The organism is Pseudarthrobacter sp. O4, from assembly GCF_050157025.1.
Lineage (GTDB): Bacteria > Actinomycetota > Actinomycetes > Actinomycetales > Micrococcaceae > Arthrobacter.
This window is the reverse complement of sequence record NZ_CP189591.1, coordinates 3514228-3538692: the sequence shown is the minus strand read 5'-3', so window position 1 is coordinate 3538692 and position 24465 is coordinate 3514228. Positions and strand designations below refer to the sequence as shown.

The window sequence follows — 24465 nt, the reverse complement described above, 5'->3', positions numbered from 1 at the left end:
TACTGTAATTCCGCGTCTATCAAAGCAAATCCGCTACACGCCCGTATGCCCGCAGTCGGTCGTCGAGGCGACTCTTTCGCACGTCTGAATCTTTGTGCCAGAGCCCTTGTCTGAACCGTACCGGGTTTGATGCCGCTTCCTTTTTTGTGAAGGATAGCGATTATGCCCAAGCGATACCCCGAGGATCAGCGTGAGCGTGCCGTGCGGATGGTCCTGGATCATCTTGGCGAGTATGACTCCGTTTTTGCCGCCTGTTCCGCCATTGGACCAAAGCTCAGTATCGGCAGGGAGTCCTTGCGCCGGTGGGTTCTCCAGGCCCAGATCGACGCTGATGAACGCCCCGGTGTCACGAGTGCCGAGCAGGCCCGAATCAGGGAGCTGGAGCGTGAGAACCGGGAGATGCGGGAGGCAAACGAGATCCTGAAGCGGGCCTCGATTTTCTTCGCGAGGGAGCTCGACCCTCGCCGCCGCAAATAACCGGATTCATCGACGAACTACGTGCTGACGGGTTCGGGGTCGAGCCGGCCTGCAGGGTCCTGCGTGAGCAGGGCGTGCAGGCCGCCCCGAGGACCTACCGGTCCTGGAAGTCCAAGGCACCGGCCGCGCGGACCGTCAGCGATGCTGTCATCGTCAAGGCGCTGAAGGACACCGCCGAGAAACCTGAGTCCCTCTACGGGCGGCGGAAGATGACGGCGTGGCTGCGCCGGGAAGGCCATGCCGTGGCCAGGTGCACAATGGACCGGCCGATGCGGGATGAAGCCATGAACGGCCTTGTCCGGGGGCGCAAACCCAAAGCCGGACCAGTTCCGAAGGACTCGCAGCGGGCCCCGGACCTGCTGAACCGAAACTTCACCGCGGTCCGGCCGAACGCCGTGTGGGTCACCGATTTCCCCTATGTCAGAACATGGTCCGGATTCGTCTACGTGGCCTTCGCGATCGATGTCTTCTCCCGCGCCATCGTGGGCTGGCACGGCTCCACGATCAAAGACACAGACATGGTCCTAACGACTTTAAAGATGGCGCTCTGGCGCCGGGATCAGGAAGGGACACCGGTCCCGGAGGGGATGGTCCACCACAGCGACGCCGGCTCCCAATACACCTCGATCCGGTTCGGTGAGGCCCTGCTGCTCGAGGGTCTGGCAGCATCCATCGGAAGCGTCGGTGATGCCTACGACAACGCCTTGGCGGAGTCCACGATCGGGCTGTTCAAGAACGAATGCATCCGCAAAGGCAGCCCGTTCATCAATGGCCCGCTCAAACAGCTCGCGGACGTGGAGAAAGCGACCATGGACTGGGTCCACTGGTACAACACCGCCAGGCTGCACAGCAGCCTCGAAATGGCCCCGCCCAACGAGTTCGAGCAGACCTACTATGCTCAAATAGATGCCTCATCAAACGACGAGGCCACCAGCAAGAAGACGGCCTAAATCCCGGTACGGTTCACCTTCGCTGCGCCGGCCAGCTGAAGCATTTGTAGCTGCTATCAGCGGCTGAGAACAACCAAAGGTGATAGCGCAACGGGACCATGCCGCGCAGCTGACTAACCTCCGGGGTTACTTCTCGACCAGTTCCTCGCTGCCGGTCTCAGACCCGTCCGCCGTCTGGTCGCCGCGCTTTTTCCGTTTGAACAGCCCTGCGACGCTCCCTCCGACCGCGCCCGCTGTACCGGCAATGGCGCCCCCGACGCCCTTGACCGCGCTGAGGGCCTGGGGCTCATCCGGGATCCCGTCCCCGTCGATGTCCACGCTCCGGAACGCGCGCGTTACCGTGTCGGCCGCGGTTGCCACCCCGGCGCCCACTGTCACAGCACCCGTTGCAACGCCGCCTCCGACTGTGCTGGCAGTACCCGCAATCCAGTTTCCCGTCACCTTTGCCGCGTCCTCCATGGCTGCGAGAGCTCGATTCTGGTCGACGTCGCGGTCGTCTGAGCCTGCCTCTAAAGGAACGGACAGATGTTCGGGAAACATATCTGGGGCATCGGCGAATGCTGTCCGGGCTGCGACGATGACGTCTCGACCGAACACGAAGCGCGTGACTCCTCCCGCCAAGGCTCCAACTCCGTACTCAATTGTTGCCTGCTGCTTCCCACTCAAATTTTCGCGCACGGCGTCCAGCTGACCCGTCTCCATGGTCCGAACCAAACTCTGCGCGGCGCCTCCAGGGAGGGTGTCCGCTAGCGTATTCGCCCAGTGCGACCAGTCCCCGCGGCCAGCAGAGATCTTATTACCGACGCCGACGACGCCTTCGGGAGTCGCGCTGGATAGGTCTGTCGCCATCGTTGCGATTTGCTTCTGGCTCACGCGTTCGTTCGAGAGTCCGTAGACAAGGGCCAGCGCCTGGTCCTTGTCGAGGTCCATTCCGTGAATGTCGGCAATAGCGAGCGCGAAAACGGCGGTGATCTCGAACTGCAACTGCTCATCGCCTGCGGGAAGGAGAGCAGCGGCTCGCTGTGCACCGTTCTTCGCAGTACCCAGCGCCATGTTCTTTGCGGCCTGTTTCGCAGCGCTCTTTGCGGCAAGTTTGACGGCTTCCTTGCCAGTCTTCTTGGCGGCCTGTTGTCCCGCACTCTTCATGCCGGCTGCTGCCGCCCCGACTCCTGGAATCATCGCGATACCAATATCAGCCGCGATCGCTCCGGCGCTGATGAGGGCACCAGCAGTGGTGATCGAGGTTCCGTAGTGACGCTCCAACATCTGGATCACCTCCGCGGGCGTGGCGTCCGGATGCCGCCGGCGGAGCCTCATGACGTACTTGCGAGCGATCGAGTGACGAGCGCTGACCGCCTTCGCAATGTCACGCGTGGCGTCCTCTCCGACGAGCTCCGCCTCCAGCGTGATGCTCTCGATATTGGTCATCGCTTACTCCTCTGTGGTTGCACCTCGCCGGGAGGTGTGAACGCGGCTGATTGGTGACAATCCGCCAGTGCCGCTCTGGATCTATCGTGATTGTATTCATGGATTCAGACCTGGTAGGTCGCGGCGCGTTCAAACTCCTGGACTAAGTGACTCCCACCTTCCAAAACGACCGACCCTGAACCTACAGAAGTAGACGGAATCGGTCATGTTGTGCCGCCCTCTTTGGCCGGGGCAATCGCAATTGTGCTCGGGTCGGAAAGGGGGGAGCCTCAGGCTGGTGAACCCCTCGCAATAAGTACGACGGCGGCACCCAACTCTCTTGGGTGCCGCCGACGTACTACTGTCGGCCGGCCCCGTTTACGAAACGCAACGCGATCCCGTGCCCACCCCTTACTGTTGAACCTGCACCGAACGAAACCGTTTACGGAAACCGTTTTCCGAAACCGATTACGTAACGCGGACAGCAGATAACAAAGACACCCTCAGGGAGGAGGAACAGTGGTCACCATTCGCGATGTCGCCAAGCACGCCGGCGTCTCCCCGGCCACCGTCTCCCGGGTTGTCAACGGGCTCGTCGGCTACTCGGACGAGACCCGGGAACGCGTCGAGACCGCGGTCAAGAGCCTCAGCTATGAAACGGACTACCTCGCCCGGGGCCTGAAGACCCGTCAGACGTCCGTGATCGGGCTCCTTGCGCCGATGGTGTCGGATGCCCTGGCTTCCCAGGTCATGCAGGGTGTGGAGGAGGAAGCGCAGGAACGCGGCTATGCCGTGATGCTCGGCCGTACCGGAGCGAAGTCCGCCTACATCGCCGGCTACCTCCGGACGCTGCGAACCTACCGGGCCGCCGGCGTCATCCTCATCTCCGCGGTGATCACGCCGGAGACCCGGCAGCTGCTGGGGCCCAACGTCCCCATCATCTCCGTCGCCATCAGCGACAAGTCGGGCTCGCCCAGCGTGGCGATCAACGATGAGCAGGCAGCCTTTGACGCGACCCGTCACCTGCTGCGGCTCGGCCACCGGTGCATCGGCCTGCTGGCCGGTGATCCGGCGTCGGTCTACGTCGCCCAGCCCCGGCAGCGCGGCTACCTCCGCGCCATGAAGGAAGCCGGATGCACCCCGGTCACGGCGACCGGCAGCTTCTTCTACGAGAGCGGCGCCGCCGGCGTCGACGAACTGCTGCAGCAGGAACCCGGCCTCACCGCGATCTTCGCGATGAGCGACGAGATGGGCGCCGCCGTCGTCAATGAACTGCAGCGGCGCGGGCTCCGGGTGCCGGAAGACGTCTCCGTCCTGGGCTTCGACAACACCTCCACTTCCCTGCACGTGAACCCGCCGCTGAGCACCATGGCCCAGCCGCTCGAGGAAATGGGACGGATGGCCGTGAAAAAGCTGCTCCGCTCCCGCGACCTCGGGCCGAAGATCATGCCGCACCGGCTGATCCAGCGCGGCTCCACCGCGCCGCCCAAGTCAGCAATGCCCAGTGCAGCACCGGCGACTTCAGCCCAACCCGGAGACCAACTCCTGGTCAGCTAGGCCCACAAACCACCCACTACCGGCGGCAGCCGGCACTCCCCCGTGCCACAAACCAGCCACCGCCGCAGTTCCGCATGCACCAAACCGCCCGCACCACCCCAATGAACAAGGAGCAACACATGAGGCAGCGCCGCCACTCCTGGCAGACTCTTCTCGCCACCACCGCATCCCTGACCGTCGCCGCCGTCGCCCTCACCGGCTGCGGCGGGACCGCCACGGAAGCGAAGAGCACCCCGAAGGCCGCCGCCGCGTCCTTCGAGGGCAAGGGCCCCATCAACTACGTCTCCAACCGTGATGCCTCCGGTGCCGCGAACAAGAGCATCGAGGAATGGAACGCCGCGCACCCGGAGGAGAAGGTCACGTTCATCGAACTGCCGGACTCCGCGGACCAGCAGCGCCAGCAGCTCATCCAGAACGCGCAGATCAAGTCGGACACCTTCAGCGTGCTGAACCTCGACGTCGTCTGGACCTCCGAGTTCGCCGCCAACAAGTGGATCCTGCCGCTGCCCGAGGACGCCGTCCCCACCGACAAGATGATCCCCGCCACCGTCAACGCCGCGACGTACCGGGACTCCCTGGTCGGCGCCCCGTACTACACCGACGGCGCCCTGTTCTACTTCCGCTCGGACCTGCTCAAGGCCGCCGGCATCACCGCTCCGCCGAAGACCTGGGACGAGATGAAGACCGCCTGCAAGGCCATCCTGGCCCTTCCGGAAGCGGCGGGCATGTCCTGCTACACCGGCCAGTTCGACAAGAACGAGGCCCTCACGGTCAACTTCTCCGAGGCCGTAGCCTCCGCCGGCGGCTCGATCGTCGACGCCGACGGCAAGCCCACCGTCAACACCGCCGAAGCGAAGAAGGGCCTGAACCTGCTGGTGGAAGGCTTCAAGGAGGGGCTCTTCCCGTCCGACGCCATCACCTACCTCGAAGAGCAGGGCCGCCGCGCCTTCCAGGACGGCAAGCTCGTCTTTATGCGCAACTGGCCGTTCCTGCACGCCTCCCTGAGCGCCACGGACGGCTCCAGCAAGGTGGCCGGCAAGTTCGACATCACCTCCATCCCCGGCACCGACGGCCCCGGCGTCTCCACTCTCGGCGGCCGCAGCCTCGCCATCTCCCCGTTCACCCCGAACAAGGCCACGGCACTGGAGTTCGTCAAGTTCTTCACCAGCGAGGAGCAGGCCCAGAAGCGCCTCGCGCTCAGCTCCCGCGCCCCGGTGTACGCCTCCCTGTTCGAGGATCCCGCCGTCGTCGCCAAGCGCCCGTTCTTCCCCACGCTGCTGACCTCGCTGAACAACGCCCAGCCGCGCCCCAAGGTTGTCCAGTACGGCGCAACCACCAAGGCAATCCAGGAAGAGGCCTACGCCGCAATCACCGGCGCCAAGGACACGGACACGGCCCTGAACGACATGCAGGCCAAGCTCACCGAGCTGGCCAAGTAGTCCAGCAGTAACCCCAGCGGTTCAGACCACATGCCTGGCCGGCCGGTCCACCCCGGCCGGCCAGGCACGCTGCAACTCCAGTTAGGTACCAAGCATGACGACGACGACCGCCCAGCCCGCCGGTGCGCAGACCGGTACGCCCCAAGCAGGCAGCCCGCGCAGACGCGGCAAACGCTCCCCCGGCGAAGGCCGCATGGCCGCGATGCTGCTCTCCCCCACCATCCTGGTCCTGGCCCTGGTGATCCTGTACCCGCTGCTCTCCGCGGTGCACCAGTCCCTCTACCAGGCCGAATCGGGCCTGGACTCGGACGGCTTCGTCACCGACGTCGACTCCTTCGTGGGCCTGGCCAACTACGCCGACATGTTCGTCGGCGAATCCGGCCGGCGCTTCCTCAACGCCCTCGGCAACACCACGTTCTTCACCATCACCACTGTGCTGCTGGAAACCGTGCTGGGCCTGTGCCTGGCCCTGGCCATGAACCGCGCCTTCCGCGGCCGGTCCTTCCTCCGCGCCAGCATCCTGGTCCCCTGGGCCGTGCCCACCGCCGTCTCCGGCCTGCTGTGGCGCTGGATCTTCCAGTCCGACGGCATCGCCAACACCCTGCTCGGCAGCGAAATCCTGTGGACCGCCGAAGGCAACGCCTCCCGCGCCGCCGTCATCATCGCCGAGGTCTGGAAGACCGCGCCGTTCATCGGCCTGCTGGTCCTCGCCGGCATGCAGGTCATCCCCGGCGAAGTCTACGAGGCCGCCCGCATCGACGGGGCCGGCTGGTGGCGCCAGCTCGGCTCCATCACGCTGCCTCTGGTCAAGCCCACCCTGCTGGTGGCCGTGCTGTTCCGCATGCTCGACGCCCTGCGCATGTTCGACCTCCCCTTCGTCCTCGTAGGCCCCGGCAAGGAATCCGTGGAAACGCTCTCCATGCTCGCCTGGGACGAATCCAACCAGCTCCGCTACGGCTCCGCGTCCGCCTTCGCGGTGATGCTCTTCCTCTACGTCGCCCTCGTCGCGATCGTGTTCGTGAAGGTCCTCGGCGCCGACGTCACCGGCGCCAAGGACCTCAAGCTGATCTCGAAGAAGTCCCGCACCAAGGCAACCCGCACCCAGGGGAACTCTGAACTAGAAATCGCCGAACAGAAGAAGGCCGAGGCCACCCGATGACCATCTCCGACCTCCGCAACGCCGCCGCGTCCTCCGGCGCACCCGGCGCCGTCGCGCCCAACGCAAGCACCGCCGTCGGCCGCCCCGGCAAGCCGAAAAAGGTGCGCACGTGGCGCTCCTACTCGGTGTACCTGGGCCTGGCGCTGATCTTCGCCTACTGCCTGGCGCCGTTCTACTGGATGCTGGTCTCCAGCTTCCGCCGCACCGCGGACATTTTCGACAACACCCTGCTGCCGGCGCCGTTCTCGCTGGAGAACTACGCCAAGGTGTTCGACGGCTCCACCACGTTCGGCCAGGCCCTGCTGAACTCCCTGATCGTCGCCGGCACCACCACGGTGTTCGCCCTGCTGCTCGGCGTGTTCGCGGCCTACGCGATCTCCCGCCTGAACTTCCGCTTCAAGTCGGTGATCCTGGGCGTCATCATCGCGACGTCGATGTTCCCCGGCATCTCCGTGGTGGTGCCACTGCTGCGCCTCTTCACGGACCTCGGCTGGATCAACACCTACCAGGCCATGATCGTCCCCAGCCTGTCCTTCGCGATCCCGCTGGCGGTCTGGAACCTCACCACGTTTATGAAGGCCCTGCCGTTCGACCTCGAGGAAGCCGCCATGATCGACGGCTGCACCAAGTGGCAGGCGTTCCGCCGGGTCCTGCTCCCGCTCGCCGCGCCGGGCGTCTTCACCACCGCGATCCTGACGTTCATCCACAGCTGGAACGAGTTCATCATCGCGCTGTCCATGATCAACGACCCCAAGATCCAGACCGCCACGGTGGCGATCTCCAAGTTCACCGGCGCCACCGAATTCCAGGCGCCCTTCGGCGAGCAGATGGCCGCCGGCGTGATCGTCACCGTACCGTTGGTCATTATGGTGCTGATCTTCCAGCGCCGGATCGTCGAAGGCCTCACCGCGGGCGCCAGCAAATGAGTCCTCTCGAAGAAACCACACTCGCGCCTGCCGCCGAGTGGTGGCAGTCCGCCGTTATCTATGAGGTCTATCCGCGCTCCTTTGCCGACGGCGACGGCGACGGCGTGGGCGACCTCGCCGGACTGATCGCCCGGCTGCCGTACATCGCCGCGCTCGGGGTCGACGGCATCTGGATGACCCCGTTCCAGCCCTCCCCGCAGCTGGACCAGGGTTACGACGTGAGCGATTACTGCGGCGTGGACCCGCTGTTCGGCACCATGGAACAGTTCGATACGCTGCTGGAACTCGCCCACTCGCTGGGCCTGCGCGTCCTGCTCGACGTCGTCCCCAACCACTGTTCCTCCGAGCACCCGCTGTTCCAACAGGCCCTCGCGGCCGGCCCGGGGTCACCGGAACGGGACATGTTCCACTTTGTCCCGGGCCCGGAGGGCATGTCCGACGACGACGGCGACGGCTCGGCTACAGGGACTGCCGACGCCGGCGGCGTCCCGCCGAACAACTGGCAGAGCGTGTTCGGCGGCCGGGCCTGGAGCCGCGCCAACCCGGCTTCGCAGACGGACACGGACTGGTACCTGCACCTGTTCTCGGCCGGGCAGCCGGACTGGAACTGGCGCAATCCCGCCGTCGGGGACTACTTCGACGGGGTGCTGCGCTTCTGGTTCGACAAGGGTGTGGACGGCCTCCGGATCGACGTCGCGCATGCCCTGTTCAAGGCCGAGGGCCTGCCGGACTCGCCCGCCACGGACGGGGTGGTGGACGGGCTGCGGTCCAACCCGCAGGTCTCGGACCAGGAGGAAGTCCACGAGGTCTACCGCCGCTGGCGCACCATCGCCGAGAAGTACCAGCCGCACCGCCTGCTGGTCGGTGAGGTCAACCTGGAACCGGCCCGCGCCGCGCGTTACACCCGCGCCGATGAAATGCAGCAGGCCTTCGCGTTCTCGTTCGTGAAGCTCGACTGGGACCCGGAGGCGTGGGCCGCCGTCGGGAACGAGCTTGAGGCCGCCCGGCAGCTGCACGGCGCCGCTCCCACCTGGGCGCTGGAAAACCACGACATCGTCCGCTCCGTCACGCGGTTCGGCAGCGGAGAGCTGGGCAGCGCCCGGGCCCGGGCGGCCGTCGTTGCGCTGCTCGGACTGCCCGGCGCCGCGTACCTCTACCAGGGCCAGGAACTCGGGCTGCCCGAGGTCGACGTCCCGGTGGAATCTCGGGTGGATCCGATGTGGGCCCGCGGCGGCGTCTGCCGCGACGGCGCGCGCGTCCCGCTGCCCTGGACCGGGGACGCCGCGCTGAACCACGGCTTCTCACTTACCGAGCCGGCTGCCCAACCTTGGCTCCCGGTCCCCGCGGGCTGGGGCACCCACGCGATCGAGCGGCAGCAGCAGGAGCCCGAATCCTCGCTGGCACTGGTCACCAAAGCGCTGCAACTGCGCCGCCTGCTGCAGAAGAACGAAGTCTTCGGACCGAACGACGGCGGCACCTGGCGCGTCGACGCCGGAAACCTGCTGATCTGCGAGCGGAGCGCCGACTTCTTTGTCGCCGTCGCAATGGGGACGGAACCGGTGCAGCTGCCGGCCGGATCCGTGCTGCTCAGCGCCGAGCCGCTGACCGAGGACCGCTGGCTGCAGCCGAACAACGCAGCCTGGGTGCTGAGGGGCTGAGATTATCCGTCTAATTGGCGGATGCCTCGCCGCGCTCGGCGTCGACGGCATCTGGATGACCCCGTTCCAGCCCTCCCCGCAGGTGGACCAGGGCTACGCAATGAACAGCAGCATCGTGGTGCTCCTTCAGGACTGGCTCCGGAAAGTGCCGTTCTAGCCCGGCACCGTCAAGATGGGGCGGGCGTTTGCGGACCGCACCGATGTACTTTCCTGCGCCCCAGCAAGGCTGCGCCGACACGGCTTCACCACCACAGCGATGGATTTTTTGACAGTGCGCTCCGCCGCGCAAGCAGCAAGGCCTGACAGTTGAAGGTTCATGTGTATGATTCACGTGTCTGCGGTTCCTGCAGGCCTCACTCAGCCCTTCGCAGGCAACACTTTGGGGGAACTCATGCCCGTCTTCAATCGCGCCCGGCCGTTGGTGACCTTGATGGTCGCTGTGGCCATCTTCCTAACTATGAGCGTCATGCTCGCCGTCCCGGCACGAGCATCCGACATGTCAGGGCCAGTGCTTGTAAGTCAGTCGGTTACGTCGACAAACCTTAATCTCCACAACGGCCCGGCCACGCTCAATATCACCATTCACTTGCGCGATGACACGAGTGTGGAATCGCCGGTCATGCTCGCCAGCTGGGTGAACCCCGACCCCTGGGGCGGTGGCCAGAGCCAGGGCTTTGGCAGAATGACCCTGGTTTCCGGAACCATGAAGGACGGCGTCTGGAAACACACCATAGTCATTCCGCAGGGGGCTGCGACCGGGCAGTGGGATGTGACGCTCTACCCGTTGAGCGACACTTGGGGGAATCAATCCAGCTTTTTCCAAACGCTGAAAACCGTCACAGTGATCGATGAAGCGCCTCCGACCGCAGTGTCCCCGGCCGCAGTGACGTTCACTGAAAAGGAAGGCACTAAGGGCGATACCTACACAATCCCGACCAAGTCCGGCGTCGACTACCTCATCGGCGGCAAAGTGGTTTCCGCCGGTACTTACCAGGGAACGGGCAAAGTAACGGTAACCGCGACGGCGCGGACCGGATACGTGCTGGCCCCGAATGCCGCCTCCTCCTGGACATTGACGTTTAAGGGTCTTCTGGCCGGATCCACGCCGACTATCTCCGGCACCGGGCAGGTCGGCTCCACCCTCACGGCCAACACGGGCAGCTGGGGCCCTGCCCCAGTCACCCTCGGATACCAGTGGTATCGCGCGGGGGTTGCCATCGCCGGCGCCAACGCGGGCACCTACTCCCTGGCCGCCGCCGATGCCGGAAGCACCATCACCGTAAGCGTCACCGGCTCCAAGGCCGGTTTTTCGACGGTGACCAAAAATTCGGCACCCACCGCAGAGGTCGCCAAGGGCTCGTTTACCGCCCCGACACCTACAATCGCCGGCACGCCCCAAGTCGCCCAGCCACTCACGGCGACGGCGGGCGTTTGGGCACCTTCGCCTGCGTCGTTCCGATACCAGTGGTACCGCGCCGGCGTGCTCGTCTTGGGAGCCACCGCCGCCACGTACACTCCCACCGCTTCCGACGTCGCGGCGACCTTGAGTGTCAAGGTGACGGGGTCCAGGTCCGGTTACAGCTCCGTCTCCAAAACGTCCGCCCTCACGACAGCTGTAGCAAAGGGTTCACTCACCCGGTCCACTCCTACGGTCACAGGGACCCCCATGGTCGGGACCGCCCTCACGGCCGCCCCCGGAGCCTGGGGACCGGGGGCGGTCACCCTCCGATACCAGTGGTACCGCTCCGGTGCCGTCATCATCGGTGCCAACGCCGCCACCTACACTCCCGTGACGGAGGACCTGGGCGCGATTCTCACGGTCAAGGTCACCGGTTCCAAGACCGGATTCACCACCTCCTCCCGAACCTCCGCCCCAACAGCGGCCGTGGCTAAGGGATCGCTGGTCAGGGCCACGCCCGTCATCACCGGGACCGCTAAGGTCGGGTCCACCCTCACCGCCAACCCCGGCACGTGGGGCCCGGCCCCGGTCACACTCCGGTACCAGTGGTACCGCTCCGGCGTTGCCATCACCGGTGCCAACGCGGCAACTTACAAACCCACCACAACCGACGCCGCGAAAACCCTGACCGTCAAGGTGACGGGGTCCAAGACTGGATACACGACCTTCTCCAGGACGTCCGTCCCAACTGCAGCCGTGGCTAAATAGCGGCTGGCTTTCTCCCGACCACGACCCCTTGGATCGCAAGGAAACCCCGCCAGCCAAAAGTACTGGCGGGGTTTCCTTGTATGGATCGAAGCGGCCAGAAGCCTGGCACCCGCCGTCGACATCACGTAAGCAAACCCTCAGGCCTTATGGCCACATACTGTGCTCTCCGGGTGCAGGTCATCTGGTTCGCGGCGTTTTCGGCGCCAACCTGCTCCCTGGGGCAATGGAAGCATGACCCTCACGACCTTCGCCCTCATCGGCCATGGCCAGACCGGGTCTAAACCGTGGGCCTTATTGCCATATCCCGGAATCCGGACGTTGGCGAATGGGCCGACGCGATTCCTATCCAGGAGGTTGGCCCGTGAAGTTGGCGACAGCTGGTGCGCGAACTGATTGATGAGGGCAATTTCTGCGGCGTCGACGTCGGAGTGCCGTGCGTAATGCACAGTCAGCTCGGGAAGGATGGCCAGCATCTTGAGCCACCAGCCGCCGGCATGGGGTCCCGTCGCACCAAGCTTGGTCGAGTAGTAGGTACTCGTCCTGGCTGACAGCGACGTTCCGGCTTTGCCGACATATAGAATCGGCTCGTCGGGCAACCAGAACTGCTGTAGCCGGCTCCCGAAGGAATCGAGCGTTGCGGACCTACCGTCAACCTCGAGGAATGGGCAGACGTTCACCAGCTCATAAAACGCCCAACGTGATCGTCCCATCGCAGTCGCTTACGCCAAAAGACCGAAATCGCTCCCATCTTCGAATTCCGGCAGGCTCGAAGTACGCCTTCCCGTCTCTACCGGGAGCGGTGACAGTCTTCATCAGGGGCGAAAAGCGGACCGCTTCATGGCACCCCGGCAACGGTAGGTCGGGCCGGCTGGGTCTTGGCGGCGCCCTGATGTCTGAGCTGGTAGTCCCTGGCCATCCAGTGCATATTGAAGCCACCAACGGCGGCTACCGCATCATCGAATAAGGGCAAAGATGTCCATTCGATTTGTCTGGCAGCCGCATCCGGATCCGTGACAGCGCGTCGCGGCTCCGCTTGCGCCCAGCGGACGACCCCAGCAGTTCATAATGACCAAGTGATCACGTTCATCAAGGTCCTCCACAACATTCTCTACGCGGCCGGCTACCTCGCCATCGCTGTGCTTGCCTCAATAATCAGCTACTACGGCAAGCCGGAACTGGGGCTGGGCATTATCCTCACGGCCTCTGCGATGTCGGTGACGCTCTTGGTCGCTTCCGCGATGGTCAACCGCCGACTCAGGCGGGCAGTGCGCTCAGCCCAGAATGCCGAGGCCGCCGCCGCTTCTGGACTCACCAAGACTTATAGCGCGCACGCCTCTGCAGCTTACGAGCACGATGCCCACACCGTCTGGTCACTGATCCGGCCCGCCGAGAGCGCCGTGCTGCTCTCCGATGCGCAAAAGGCGTTCACAGTACCCGGTACACCTGCCGGCGTGGGGGAACAGCAATGCTTCATAAGCCGCGACGGCTCGGTATCCATCATCGAAGTCATCGGTGAGGAAAGCCCATGGTGGGCAACCACGCGCCCCATAGCGCCGGGCGAGATGAACAGCCGCTCCACCTACCGGCTCGAACCGACCCCGTCCGGATGCACCCTCACCGTCGGAACCGTCATCGAGATCCCGGCGAACGCTGAGTTTGCCGATAATCCCGACAAGTGGTGGGAAACCCAAATGAGGCCTTACCTGAACAGAGTCAAGGAAGTTCTATCCGCCCGCGAAACCTATTAGCACGCACCTTTCAGGTTGTCCTGAATGTCCCTGGCCCGGGCACCCAGTCAGCTCTACAACAGCCGGCGCTGCCGGAACATCGGGAACGCCTCCCGCACCCGTGCCACCGTCTCGAGCCAGACATCCGCCGCCTGAACGCCGGGTTCGAGTCCGAGATCGGCTTCAATGACCCCCATGGGATCAACCAGGATGCTGCGGCCCACGGAGAGCGGCGGCGCCTGGCACACCCCTGCCACGTACACGCTGTTCTCGATGGCACGCGCCGCATTCAGCGCCAGCCACTGCTCGGTCTTGTGGGTGCCCGGCACCCAGGACGAGCAGACCAGCAGGACCTGGGCGCCGGCGTCGGCCAGGGACCTGGCCAGCTCCGGGAACCGCAGGTCGTAGCAGGCCATCAGGCCGAAGCGTACTCCCCCGGACTCGAACACCACCGGGTTGGTGGACGGGCCCGGCTTGATGAACGTCGATTCCCCGAAGCCCTGCGCGTCGAAGAGGTGGATCTTCCGGTAGGACGCGAGCCGGTTTCCGTCCGGCCCGAAAGCCACCAGGGTGTTGTACGCCTTGCCCGGCTCCTCCGAAGTTTCCACCACGCCCGCCACCAGCGCGATGCGGTGGCGGCGGGCGGTGCGGGCGAGTTCCTGGCAGATGGGACCGTCCAGCGGCTCGGCGACCCCGGGGAACGTGTCGTCCAGGGTCTTTTTCTCGTACGTGGCGTATTCCGGGAAGGCGACCAGCGTGGCGCCGTCGCGCGCGGCCGCGGCGGCGAACCGGTCGATCGCAGCAAGGTTGGCCTTGATGTCGGTGCCCGACTCCAGCTGCCCGAGCGCTATCCTCACGGTTTTTCCTCCCCTTTGATCAGGCGGCGGCCCAGACCAAGGCGTCCAGCTCAGGCGGCCGCCTCAACCGTCGCCTTTTCCGTGGCCGTCATTTCCGGCGGTGCCGCTTTGAAACCGCGCGTGATCAGGGCCAGAACCACGACGCCCAGCACCAGCCACGACACTCCCAGCGTAATGGCGTTGCTGTCCAGCTGTGAGAGCAGGTAGGCGCAGACGATGGCTCCGATCACCGGGGCCACCACGTAGGACACGGGGTTCAGCTGGTTCCCGGCACGGCGCTGGCGCACGTAGTGGAAGACCACCGAGGCGTTGACCAGGGTGAAGGCGGTGAAGGCGCCGAAGTTGATGAACGAGGTGGAGGTGGCAACGTCCAGGAAGATCGCGATCAGGCCGACGATGCCGGTGACGATCAGGTTGGCCACCGGGGTGTGGAACTTCGCGCTGAGCCGGCCGAAGACGGCCTTGGGCAGAACGGAATCCCGGCCCATCGCGTACAGCAGGCGCGAGGCGCTGGCCTGGGCTGCCAGGCCGGAAGCGAACTGTGCCACCACCAGTCCGGCGAGGAAGACCGCGCCGAACAGCTGCCCGCCGATCTGCAGTGCGATGGAGCTGGCCGCGGAGGCCGAGTCTTCGAACACCCCGCCGGGGTGGACCAGCTGGGTCACGTAGGAAACGGTCACGAAGATGCCGCCGCCGATCAGGGCGATGAGCATGATGGCGCGGGGCATGTTCTTGCGCGGTTCAATGGTCTCTTCGGTGAGGGTGGTGACGGCGTCGAAGCCGAGGAACGAGTATGCGGCGATGGCCGCACCGGCGGAGATGGTGGCGAAGCTGGAGGTGTCGTTGAAGAACGGCTGGGTGCTGGCCAGGCCGCCGGCGCCCTGCGTGGACACCACGTTGCCGATGGACAGCGCCACAAAGAACACGATGACCAGCAGCTGGAACGCCATCAGCACGTAGTTGGCCTTGTCCGCCACCTTGATGCCCAGGATGTTCAGCAGTGTGGTGATGAGGATGAAGCCTACGATCCAGATCCCGATAGGGATACCGGGGAACTGCGCGCTCAGGTAGGAGCCGCCGATGAGCCAGATGACCATCGGCAGGAACAGGTAGTCCAGCAGGATGGCCCAGCCGACGAGGAACCCCACCCTGGGATCGATGGACCGGCGGACGTAGGTGTAGGCGGAACCGGCCACGGGGTACGCGACGGCCATCCGGCCGTAGCTGTGGGCCGTGAACAGCATGGCGACGAGTGCCACCAGGTAGGCGGCCGGCGACGCCCCGCCGGTGGTTTCGGCGATGATGCCGAAGATCCCCAGGACGATCAGCGGGGTCAGGTACGCCAGGCCGAACAGGACCAGGGAGGGCAGTTTCAGCGTGCGGGTGAGGGTGGGTGTTGTCACGGTGTTTCCTTAGGCGTTGAAGGACTGGGGAGCCCAGGTGGCCGGGCTGATCCGGCCCTGGTAAACGGGCAGCTCGACGGCGTCTTCGCCGTCGCGGAACTGGGACCAGGGCCGGTTGAGGTTTTCGGTGCCGTGGGTTCTGACGTGCTCGACGGCGGCAAGGTCCAGTTCCGCTGTGAGCAGCACCGGTGCGTCGTCGGGGGCCTCGGCGACGGTGTTTCCCTCGGGGTCGACGATGATGCTCAGGCCTTTGCCGGTGGGGCCTGCGCAGTTGACGCTGACCACAAAGACCTGGTTCACGATCGCGTTGGCCTTGGCGAGCACCAGTTCCTGCCGGCGGTCCGGCGTCGTGGTTTTCACGACGTTGAGGATGACCTCGGCGCCCATCCAAGCGAGCTGGCGTGACACCTCCGGGAACCAGGCGTCGTAACAGATGTTCAGGCCCACCCTTCCGACGCCAGCCAGGTCCACGGTGGTGAACCGGTCGCCGGGGTCGTAGGGCTCGAACGGGCGCCAGGGGAAAACTTTCCGGTAGTAGCCGGCAAGCTCTCCCTCCGGGGACAGGACCAGCTGGGTGTTGAACAGCTGCCCTTCCGGGCCGCGCTCGCACACGCTGCCCGGCACCAGCCAGATGCCCAGGTCCCGGGCGAGCTGCCGGAGCTCCTTGACCCGGGGGCCGTCCAGCGGTTCGGCGGAGGCTTGGAGCACTTCCGTGCGCTGCTGGTCGGGGTTGGAATCCCCGAACAGGTGCAGCTCCGGAAAGACCACCAGCCTGCTGTGGGGCTGGACGGCGAGGGCGGCCGTGACCTCGTCCGCGAACGCCGAGACGGGTTCACCGATGAGCCGGGGCCGGGCCTGGGCAGCGATGAGGGGAAGCGTGCGTTGCATGGTGTTCTCCACGTTGAGGATGTGATCTGCACTATATTAGATCAGAATGATCCAATTATGGGAAGAGGTGGGATTGGGCCGTAAAGTAGCGGATATGACCCGTCAGTTGGAGGACACCGCCGACACTTCGCCCATCGGCGCCGGCAGGCTGGCCGGAATCGACCGCCGAAGCGCCATCGACGCCGTCCGGCTGCGGATCGGCATGGCAATTTCACTGGGGCTGCTGAAACCCGGCGAGCGCCTGCCCGACCAGGAGGACGTGGCCCTGGGCCTGTCGGTCAGCCCGATCACCGCCCGCCGCGCGCTGGCGAGCCTGGCGGAACAGGGCGTGGTGGTCCGCCGCCGCGGCAGGGGCGGCGGAACGTTCGTGGCCGACGAGCCCCCGCGGAGCGTGCTGGCCGAACTCTCGGCATCACCAGCCGAATCCCGGGCCGTGAACCGGCTGGTGGACCGGAGGCTGCTCTTCGAATGCGCCGTGACGCACTACGCGGCGCTCAACGCCACGACTGAACAGCTGGACGAGCTCGACCGGCTGACCCACGCCATGGCCGAATCCACGGACTGGTCCGACTACCACCAGGCAGACGAGCAGTTCCATCAGCTGGTGGGCACCGCGTCCGGGCTGGGTACCGCCGTCGAGGCCTACCACGAGACCCTGGCAGAGCTCTATGCCTACTTCATCCCCTACCCGATCGAGCTGCTGCACAAATCAAACTGCGACCACGTCGCATTGGTGGCTGCCCTGCGTGCCGGCGATGGCCAGGAAGCCGTGGAGGTCTCGCGCAAGCACGTGGACATCTTGCACCGGACGATGTTCATGGGCCTGACGGACGGCGCCACGTCGGCGCCTGCCTGATGCACGACGGCGGATCTCACGTGCAAGTATTCACTTATGACTATCGATGGCGACACCGCCAAACTCCTAGCCTTCATGGACTCCCACGGCATCGACGCCTCGACTGAGGTTAGCCGTGGTTGGGCTTCCATCGGAGCGATTATCGTCGATGCCTCCTTGCAGCGACGGCAAAATTACCAGGCGACCGTGAAGCCGCGCGTTGACGCTCTTCTTGTCGCATGGCCAGACGCCAGAACCACAAGTGGGTTCCGGAAACGTCTTGCTACGGGAACCCTCTCGGAAGTCATCGATTGGCCGTCGCCGGGCCGCCTTGCTCAGATAGACGACTTAACCTGTGTGTTCGAGGATCAGGGCATCGAAACTGTAGAGGAACTCCGAGCCAGACTCACCGACCCAGCAAGAAGGCCGGTTCTTCGTGATGCCCTCGCAGCTGTACGCCATGTGAGCCCTAAGACGCTGGACTACATCGACATTCTCAGTGGACTCTCAACGGGGGTGACTACTGATGTGCGGATACGGAGAGTGGCAGAGGCCGCCGGTATCGAGGACATCTCTTACGCCAACATGTCGGCCGTGATCCGCGCTGCTGCCGACTCACGAGGATGGCGCGCTGAGGACCTAGACGCTGCGCTGTGGCACTTCGGTATTGAGAGCCCCCCGGCATCATCCACTTAAGGACTGTACAACGGTGAGGGGGCTGCGGGCGGCGAGCACCGGCGTCGTGCTTTGTCTTTCTGAACGCCGCATCCCAGCTTTAGTGGTGCTCGCCGCACTGCTCCGCGTCTGTTCCGGGTTACGCCCGCTGGAGGATGTTGAGAATGTTGCCCTCGCTGTCCAGGAACCAGGCGGACTTCCCCCATTCCGCGGTGGCAATGCCGTTCTCCGTCTTCAACCCGGGCTGGTCGTAATCCTCAAAGACGACGCCGCGGCCCCGCAGCTCCTCCATTTCGCGTTCGAGGTTATCCGTGGTCCAGCCCATCTGGGTGTTCTTCGCCGTCCCTGCATTCTCTGTCTGATAAACGAGGAAGCCCGTTCCGTGGCCGCCGCGGTACATCAGGCTGTCCTCCTCCGCGGACTCGGAAGGTTCCAGCCCCAGCTTGTCCCGGTAGAAATCCTTCGCCCTCTTGATGTCCTTCGCGGGAAGGACAGCCATGATGTCTGAATCCGTGAGCATGATGAATTCCTTTGTGCATTGTTCTCTCGTTGATGGCGATGCTCTCCCCCGGTAGCGGTTCCGGAACGTCTTTTGTCCCGTGGCCGCGTGGCCGCCCGTTCCGCCAAGTACCGGGGCGGCCACCTGGGACTCTGCTACGCCCCGCCAGCCATCATCGGCGCGAGGGTCCCCGAAGCTTATGGGGCCATCATGGAACCGATTCATGGCTACGGAAATAGTGCTGACGCCAAGGGTGACGGACGCCGCTTCGTGCCGCATCTTGTGCGCGCTCAACTACCGGGCGTCGACCCTGCACGCCCCACATGCGCCGCCCTCGCGGCCTCATAGCTGCTGTCGAACGGCAGCGTGTCCATGTCCAGCAGGGGGTTCTCGTCCTGCGTCGCCACCAGTTCGCGGGCCGCTTCGTCCGAGTCCACGCTGGGCATTGACCCGGGCAGGTGCCGCTGGGCGGATTCCGGCAGGAAGTAGATGGTGACTGCGGCGATCGCCGAGGTGGCCATCAGGTAATAGGCGGGCATCATGTCGTTCCCTGTCGCCTGAATGAGGGAGGCAATGATGAAGGGGGTTGTGCCGCCGAAGATTGCCACGGCGAAGTTGTAGGCAATGCCCATGGCTCCGTAGCGGTGGGCCGTTGGGAACAGCGCCGGCAGCGCCGACGCGAGATTGGCCACGTAGAACGTCACCGGGAAGGCGATCAGGGCAAGGCCAGTGAGCGTGGCCGGGACGGTTCCGATGGAGATCAAAAGGAAGGCGGGGAACGACAGCACCACCGTGCTGACGGCACCTATCCACAGCACGGGACGCCGCCCGATCCGGTCCGAGAGATGACCGGTCAGCGGGATGCACAAGGACATGATCACCAGGACCGGGATGGTCAGGAGAGTCCCGTGGATCTCGTCGTATCCCTTGTTGCTGGTCAGGTACGTGGGCATGTAAGACGTGAGGGCGTAGCCCACCGTGTTGGCAGCCGCCACGAGAATCATCGCGAGCACGATCCTGCGCCAATGGGCCCTGAAGATCCCCACCGGTCCCATGGCACCGAGCACCTCGCCTGTCTCTGGGTGCCGGGCCGATTCCTCTTCCGCTTCCAGGGTTGCCTGGAACACCGGTGATTCCTCGATCTTCATCCGGAAGTAAATGGCGATGATGCCGAGCGGACCGGCGATCAGGAACGGGATGCGCCAGCCCCATGCCTCCATCTGCTCCTGGCCCATGGTCAGCTGAAGCACGGAGACAAGACCCGCGCCAATCGCGAATCCCAGGTAGCTGCCCATGTCGAGGAAGCTGGCGAAGAAGCCACGGCGCCTATCCGGCGAATGCTCGCAAACGAACGTGGTAGCGCCGGCGTACTCGCCGCCGGTGGAAAAGCCCTGGACCAGCTTCGTTACCACCAGCAGCACCGCGGCCCAGATGCCCAGCACGGCGTAGCCCGGGAGCAGTCCGACGGCGAAGGTCGCCGCCGCCATGAGCATCAGGGTCATGGCCAGCACCTTCTGGCGGCCAATCTTGTCCCCCAGCCAGCCGAAGAAGATGCCGCCCAAGGGGCGGGCGATAAACGTGGCGCCGAAGGTTCCCAGCAGGAACAGGTTCTGCACCGCTTTGTCGGCCTCGGGCAGGAACACCGGACCCATGGTGGTGATCAAATAGCCGAACACACCGACGTCGTACCACTCCATGGTGTTGCCGACGATGGTGCCACCCAGCGCCTTCCTCAGCGTGGGATGGTGGACAACATTGACGTCCGAGAAACGGAGGCGGCGCTTTTTCGGGGGCTGAACGGTCATGGCCGCGGCCCTCCCGCTTCGACGTTCATCTGGCCCCGGCACTGGCTCTGAAGCATTTTCATTCCTCCACGGGAGGTCACGCGTCATCCCCAAATGGCGCCATCTTGGGCATTTGACTCACGGTGCTCCGACCATTTTCGCACCGCTGCCCCGGCACATCAATGAAATGCGACGCTTCTCCGGTTCTGCTGGGCGGAGGCGCCAGTTACTGCCCAAAAAGCCCTAGACATGTGACCATTTAGTCACCTATCCTAGAACCGTGGACGCCGTATTCAAGGCCCTTGCCGACCCCACCCGCCGCGACCTCCTCGATGAGCTCTTCCGGGAAGACGGGCAGACCCTGCACGCGCTCGAGGCCCGCTTCGACATGACCCGTTACGGCGTCATGAAGCACCTCAAGCAGCTGGAGGAAGCCGGCCTGGTGGTGACCCGCCGTCGGGGCCGGGAGAAACTCCACTTCCTGAATCCGGTGCCCATCCGCCTGGTCCACGACCGCTGGGTCAGCAAATACGCAGAACCATGGGCCGCTGCCCTCAGCGACCTCAAAACCAGATTGGAAAGTCCCATGGAAAAGATCTTCGAAATCTACATCAAGACCACTCCGGAGCGGCTCTGGGAAGCCATCACGGACAGCGAGATCCGCAGCAAATACCAGTTCGGGATGAACATCACATCGGACTGGACGCCGGGCGGCCGCTTCGAGATGGCCCCCAAGGGCGGGGATCTCCTGGGCGAGGGCGAAAACACCGAGGTGGACCCGCCCCGGAAGCTCGTCCAGTCCATGCGGGCGCTGTGGGGCGAGGACGTCAAGGCCGAAGGCACCTCACGGATCACGTGGGAGATCGAGCCGGTGGGCGACGATTCCTGCCACCTCACCGTCACGCACGACCAGCTCCGCGAAGGCGCCAACGAACAGCTCTACGGCGGCTGGCCGATGATCCTCTCCGGCCTGAAGACCTGGCTGGAAACCGGCGAGCTCCTCACCACGCCCGGTTCCCTCATGTACACCTGAGGCTCGCCCTAACCTCGCGAGCTCTTATCTGTGCCCGCGGTTCAAGCCCTTGGCGTACGCGGCCTGCCCCACGTGCTGGAGGCAGTCGGCGATCGTGCTGACCAGCCGCACGCCGAGGGTGACGGGCGGGTCCCAGCGGGTGTCGACGATGCGGTCGAGGTCCTCGTCGCCGAGGGTCTGCAGAAAGTCCACTGTCTGCCGGTGAACGGCGTCGTAGTATTCGAGCAGCAGCGCCGGCGGGGCCTTCACCGAATCGACCTGCTCGCTTGAGTGGCCGTACCCGGTGTCACGCTTCGAAAGCGGCAGGTCGAAGCGGTCTGGAAACCCCTGAGAGGTCCAGACCTGTTTCAGGCCGGCGGCGGAGGCGACCTGCGCATCCTCCACCCGGCCCAGATGCCAGATCAGCCACGCAATCGAGTTCCCGGTGCCTGCGGGCCGGCGGACCAGGGACCCGCCGTCGAGCCCTTCAAGCGTGGCTTCCACGGTCTCCCGGATCCGGCCAAAGGCGTCCAGCAGCAGTTCGTTGGATTTCATCAGGGCTCCAGCACATCGTCGGGACGGATGTCCGCCATTCTATTCCCGCGCAGGTTGGTAGCCAGTAGCGGGAACCGGCCGCAGCCCACGGCCGCCCCACTTGGCGCCTGCGCCCCGCCGGAGCATAATGGTTAGCAGAGCTAATTAGCAGTGCTAAGTAAATTGTGGGAGGCGCAACACACAGTGACGGCAACGGACCGGGAGCCCAGGGACAGTATCAAGCCGGATATTCTGGCCATCGATCTTCGGACGGCGGTGATGCGCACCTCCCGCAGGCTCCGCGTGGAAGCAACCGGTGACGTAATCACACCCGGCCAGTACACGGTCCTGGCCCAACTGAACGGCGGCGGCCCGCAGACCCTCCGCGAACTGGCAGAACGCGAGCACGTGCAGGCGCCGTCCATGACCCGGATCGTCAATGCCCTCACCGACCAAGGCTTCGTAACCCGGACAGCCCATCCGCTGGACGGACGCCAGGTCCAGGTGGGAATCACCCCGGCCGGCGAGGCCATCCTGGCCGAGGCGCGCGAGCAGCGGACCGCCTGGCTGGCCCAACGCGTGGCCGGCCTTAGCGACGAGGACCGCCGGATCCTGAGCCGCGCGGCCCACATCATGCAGCAGCTGGCCGCCAAATGAGCGCCATGTTCCAGGCACTGGCGAACCCCAACTATCGCGTATGGGCGGGCGGGGCGCTCGTCTCCAACATCGGCACGTGGATGCAGCGGGTGGCGCAGGACTGGCTGGTACTGACCATCCTCACCAACCATTCCGGCACGGCCGTGGGCATCACCACCGGCCTGCAGTTCCTGCCGATGCTGCTGCTTGGCCCCTACGGCGGTGTGCTGGCGGACCGGCACCGCAAACGTGTGATCCTGCTCTGGACGCAGCTGGCGATGGGCCTGTGCGGCCTGGCCATTGGACTTCTGGTGGTGACGGGCACCGCCCAACTGTGGCACGCCTACCTGGCTGCCCTCTGCCTTGGGCTGGCCAGCGCCATCGACGCACCGGCCCGCCAGGCCTTCGTTTCCGAACTGGTGGGGCAGGACAAGGTGGCCAATGCGGTGGCCCTGAACTCCGCGTCCTTCAACACGGCAAGGCTCACCGGGCCTGCCATCGCCGGTGTGCTGATTGCCTGGGTGGGCACCGGGCCGGTCTTCCTGCTCAACGCGGCCAGCTTCGCCGCCGTCATCATCTCGCTGTTCCGGATCCGGACCCCAGAGCTGGCCCCGGCCACGCTGGCAGTCCGCGGCAAGCACCAGGTGGCCGAGGGCCTGCGGTACGTGCGGGGCCGGCCGGACCTGGTGCTCATCCTGGTCATGGTGGGGGTCCTTGGCGCCTTCGGCATGAATTTCCCCATCACCAACGCGCTGATGTCCACCGCGGAGTTCGGGGTGGGACGGGGTGAATTCGGGCTGCTGGGCTCCATCATGGCCGTCGGGACCTTGGCCGGTGCCCTCCTCGCGGCCCGCCGGTCCGGCCCCCGGCTGCGCTTCATGCTGGGCGGGGGCCTGGGACTCGGATTCTTCACGCTGATAGGCAGCGTATCGCCGTCGTTCTGGCTCTACGCCGCAGTGCTGATACCCGTGGGCCTGGCCTCAATCACCTTCCTGAACAGCTGCAACACCACCATCCAGCTCTCCGTGGAACCGCAGTTCCGGGGGCGTGTACTGGCCCTCTACCTGGCCGTCCTCCAGGGCGGCACCGCCGTCGGCGCGCCGCTGATGGGGTGGATCGGCACGGAATTCGGCGCGCGCTGGTCAGTGGCTGCCGGCGGCATCATCGTGCTGCTGACAGGCCTGCTCTCCGTCATCGCGGTCAGCCGGCGCAGCCCGCTGACGTTCCGGGCACAACTTCGAACCGCGTTCCCCGGAAAACGAGGCCGGGGCATGAGGGTCTCGGACGCATAGTCCATGTGATGCGTCGGTTCAGCCTTGTTTGGCGGCCCAGTCGGCGACTCACTGCGTGCTTTCCTCTTCGGAGAGGTCCTCGACGCGAGTCATGATGGACCAGCGCACACCGTAGGGGTCCCGGATGCTGGCGTATCGGTCTCCTGACACAAAGGTGGACAGCGGCTCCCGGACGGTAGCCCCGGACCGCTCGGCGCGCGCAACGAGGGCGTCCGCATCGGAGCAGTAGAAGCCGACGGAGTAGCAGTCATCGTCGCCGTTCGGCGCCGGGACGAGGTGATAGTCGGGGTTGGGCTCACCGATTTGGAGCCGTCCCTGGCCGAAGTCAAGTTCGGCGTGGACCACGATTCCGCCGATCTCGGTGACGTTTACGGTGCGCGCGCCGAAAACTTCCTGGTAGAAGGTGATCGCCTCCTTGGCAGAGGTGATCGCAAGGAACGGCGTGAGGCTCGTGGAGCCATGCGGGATACCGGATTTTGTGTGCTTGCCGTCGGCAGCCGCGGTCAGTTCGGGGCTTGTAGTATCAGTCATAGATCTCACGGTACGCACGGGTCCGCCCAGCAGCTTGGAGAATTGCGACAGC

General features: G+C 65.1%; 23 protein-coding genes and 1 other annotated feature. Of the genes, 14 read left to right on the top strand and 9 right to left on the bottom strand.

Annotation, left to right across the window (positions count from 1 at the left end; all coding sequences use genetic code 11):
• Positions 1 to 162: 162 nt before the first annotated feature.
• Positions 163 to 1427 (top strand): IS3 family transposase gene (locus tag ACQCSU_RS16530; RefSeq protein WP_426976350.1). Its coding sequence is split into 2 segments (ribosomal slippage): positions 163 to 436 and positions 436 to 1427, totalling 1266 coding nucleotides; the frame shifts between segments, so codons are not numbered across the junction.
• Positions 432 to 566: a sequence feature (AL1L pseudoknot), on the top strand. It overlaps the preceding gene by 135 nt.
• A gap of 126 nt (positions 1428 to 1553) precedes the next feature.
• On the opposite strand, the gene ACQCSU_RS16525 is transcribed toward ACQCSU_RS16530, so the two are convergent.
• On the bottom strand, positions 1554 to 2855 hold the full coding sequence (locus tag ACQCSU_RS16525; protein WP_426976349.1) for a hypothetical protein: 1302 nt from the start codon (positions 2853 to 2855) through the stop codon (positions 1554 to 1556).
• A gap of 498 nt (positions 2856 to 3353) precedes the next feature.
• Here ACQCSU_RS16525 and ACQCSU_RS16520 point away from each other — a divergent pair, with 498 nt between their 5' ends.
• From ACQCSU_RS16520 to ACQCSU_RS16490, 7 genes are all read left to right on the top strand, one after another.
• Entirely contained in the window at positions 3354 to 4391 is a 1038-nt protein-coding gene (locus ACQCSU_RS16520; protein WP_426976348.1) for a LacI family DNA-binding transcriptional regulator, read from the top strand.
• A gap of 119 nt (positions 4392 to 4510) precedes the next feature.
• Positions 4511 to 5830, top strand: coding sequence for an ABC transporter substrate-binding protein (locus ACQCSU_RS16515; RefSeq protein ID WP_426976347.1), 1320 nt, complete (start codon positions 4511 to 4513; stop codon positions 5828 to 5830).
• Between the two features lie 94 nt (positions 5831 to 5924).
• Positions 5925 to 6989, top strand: a complete 1065-nt coding sequence (locus tag ACQCSU_RS16510; RefSeq protein ID WP_426976346.1) for a carbohydrate ABC transporter permease — start codon at positions 5925 to 5927, stop codon at positions 6987 to 6989.
• Complete coding sequence (locus ACQCSU_RS16505) at positions 6986 to 7915, top strand: carbohydrate ABC transporter permease (protein ID WP_426976345.1); 930 nt, start codon at positions 6986 to 6988, stop codon at positions 7913 to 7915. Before ACQCSU_RS16510 ends, ACQCSU_RS16505 begins: the two co-directional genes overlap by 4 nt.
• Complete coding sequence (locus ACQCSU_RS16500) at positions 7912 to 9573, top strand: alpha-amylase family glycosyl hydrolase (protein WP_426976344.1); 1662 nt, start codon at positions 7912 to 7914, stop codon at positions 9571 to 9573. The genes ACQCSU_RS16505 and ACQCSU_RS16500 overlap by 4 nt, the downstream gene beginning before the upstream one ends.
• A gap of 55 nt (positions 9574 to 9628) precedes the next feature.
• Positions 9629 to 9730, top strand: coding sequence for a hypothetical protein (locus ACQCSU_RS16495; RefSeq protein WP_426976343.1), 102 nt, complete (start codon positions 9629 to 9631; stop codon positions 9728 to 9730).
• 447 nt (positions 9731 to 10177) lie between these two features.
• Positions 10178 to 11740 (top strand): hypothetical protein, encoded by a 1563-nt coding sequence (locus ACQCSU_RS16490; protein ID WP_426976342.1) that lies wholly within the window; start codon positions 10178 to 10180, stop codon positions 11738 to 11740.
• A 137-nt stretch (positions 11741 to 11877) separates the two neighbouring features.
• Here the strand turns inward: ACQCSU_RS16490 and ACQCSU_RS16485 are convergent, their stop codons facing one another.
• Positions 11878 to 12450 carry a hypothetical protein gene (locus ACQCSU_RS16485; protein WP_426976341.1) on the bottom strand — a complete coding sequence of 191 codons (573 nt, stop codon included), beginning with the start codon at positions 12448 to 12450 and terminating at the stop codon, positions 11878 to 11880.
• A 363-nt stretch (positions 12451 to 12813) separates the two neighbouring features.
• Between ACQCSU_RS16485 and ACQCSU_RS16480 the strand changes: the two genes are divergently transcribed.
• Positions 12814 to 13488 carry a hypothetical protein gene (locus tag ACQCSU_RS16480; protein ID WP_426976340.1) on the top strand — a complete coding sequence of 225 codons (675 nt, stop codon included), beginning with the start codon at positions 12814 to 12816 and terminating at the stop codon, positions 13486 to 13488.
• 53 nt (positions 13489 to 13541) lie between these two features.
• Here ACQCSU_RS16480 and ACQCSU_RS16475 read toward each other — a convergent pair whose 3' ends face one another.
• Genes ACQCSU_RS16475 through ACQCSU_RS16465 form a run of 3 tightly spaced genes read right to left on the bottom strand, consistent with a single transcriptional unit; the run spans position 13542 to position 16615 of the window.
• Entirely contained in the window at positions 13542 to 14324 is a 783-nt protein-coding gene (locus ACQCSU_RS16475; RefSeq protein WP_426976339.1) for a carbon-nitrogen hydrolase family protein, read from the bottom strand.
• 50 nt (positions 14325 to 14374) lie between these two features.
• The gene (locus ACQCSU_RS16470) at positions 14375 to 15727 is read right to left on the bottom strand and encodes an APC family permease (protein ID WP_426976338.1); all 1353 of its coding nucleotides are present in this window, start codon (positions 15725 to 15727) and stop codon (positions 14375 to 14377) included.
• A 9-nt stretch (positions 15728 to 15736) separates the two neighbouring features.
• A complete protein-coding gene (locus tag ACQCSU_RS16465; protein WP_426976337.1) occupies positions 15737 to 16615 on the bottom strand; it encodes a carbon-nitrogen hydrolase family protein in 879 nt (292 codons plus the stop codon).
• A 94-nt stretch (positions 16616 to 16709) separates the two neighbouring features.
• On the opposite strand from ACQCSU_RS16465, the gene ACQCSU_RS16460 reads away from it, so the two are divergent.
• Complete coding sequence (locus tag ACQCSU_RS16460) at positions 16710 to 17471, top strand: FadR/GntR family transcriptional regulator (protein WP_426976336.1); 762 nt, start codon at positions 16710 to 16712, stop codon at positions 17469 to 17471.
• A gap of 36 nt (positions 17472 to 17507) precedes the next feature.
• Complete coding sequence (locus ACQCSU_RS16455; RefSeq protein WP_426976335.1) at positions 17508 to 18146, top strand: hypothetical protein; 639 nt, start codon at positions 17508 to 17510, stop codon at positions 18144 to 18146.
• Between the two features lie 118 nt (positions 18147 to 18264).
• Here the strand turns inward: ACQCSU_RS16455 and ACQCSU_RS16450 are convergent, their stop codons facing one another.
• Both ACQCSU_RS16450 and ACQCSU_RS16445 read right to left on the bottom strand, forming a co-directional pair.
• A complete protein-coding gene (locus ACQCSU_RS16450) occupies positions 18265 to 18645 on the bottom strand; it encodes a VOC family protein (RefSeq protein ID WP_426976334.1) in 381 nt (126 codons plus the stop codon).
• A gap of 269 nt (positions 18646 to 18914) precedes the next feature.
• Entirely contained in the window at positions 18915 to 20429 is a 1515-nt protein-coding gene (locus tag ACQCSU_RS16445; protein ID WP_426976333.1) for an MFS transporter, read from the bottom strand.
• A 259-nt stretch (positions 20430 to 20688) separates the two neighbouring features.
• On the opposite strand from ACQCSU_RS16445, the gene ACQCSU_RS16440 reads away from it, so the two are divergent.
• The gene (locus ACQCSU_RS16440) at positions 20689 to 21441 is read left to right on the top strand and encodes an ArsR/SmtB family transcription factor (RefSeq protein WP_426976332.1); all 753 of its coding nucleotides are present in this window, start codon (positions 20689 to 20691) and stop codon (positions 21439 to 21441) included.
• Between the two features lie 24 nt (positions 21442 to 21465).
• On the opposite strand, the gene ACQCSU_RS16435 is transcribed toward ACQCSU_RS16440, so the two are convergent.
• Positions 21466 to 21975, bottom strand: a complete 510-nt coding sequence (locus ACQCSU_RS16435) for a mycothiol transferase (protein ID WP_426976331.1) — start codon at positions 21973 to 21975, stop codon at positions 21466 to 21468.
• 258 nt (positions 21976 to 22233) lie between these two features.
• On the opposite strand from ACQCSU_RS16435, the gene ACQCSU_RS16430 reads away from it, so the two are divergent.
• The gene (locus ACQCSU_RS16430) at positions 22234 to 22611 is read left to right on the top strand and encodes a MarR family winged helix-turn-helix transcriptional regulator (RefSeq protein WP_426979819.1); all 378 of its coding nucleotides are present in this window, start codon (positions 22234 to 22236) and stop codon (positions 22609 to 22611) included.
• A complete protein-coding gene (locus ACQCSU_RS16425) occupies positions 22608 to 23882 on the top strand; it encodes an MFS transporter (protein ID WP_426976330.1) in 1275 nt (424 codons plus the stop codon). Before ACQCSU_RS16430 ends, ACQCSU_RS16425 begins: the two co-directional genes overlap by 4 nt.
• 48 nt (positions 23883 to 23930) lie before the next feature.
• Here the strand turns inward: ACQCSU_RS16425 and ACQCSU_RS16420 are convergent, their stop codons facing one another.
• A complete protein-coding gene (locus tag ACQCSU_RS16420) occupies positions 23931 to 24413 on the bottom strand; it encodes a VOC family protein (protein ID WP_426976329.1) in 483 nt (160 codons plus the stop codon).
• Positions 24414 to 24465 lie beyond the last annotated feature (52 nt).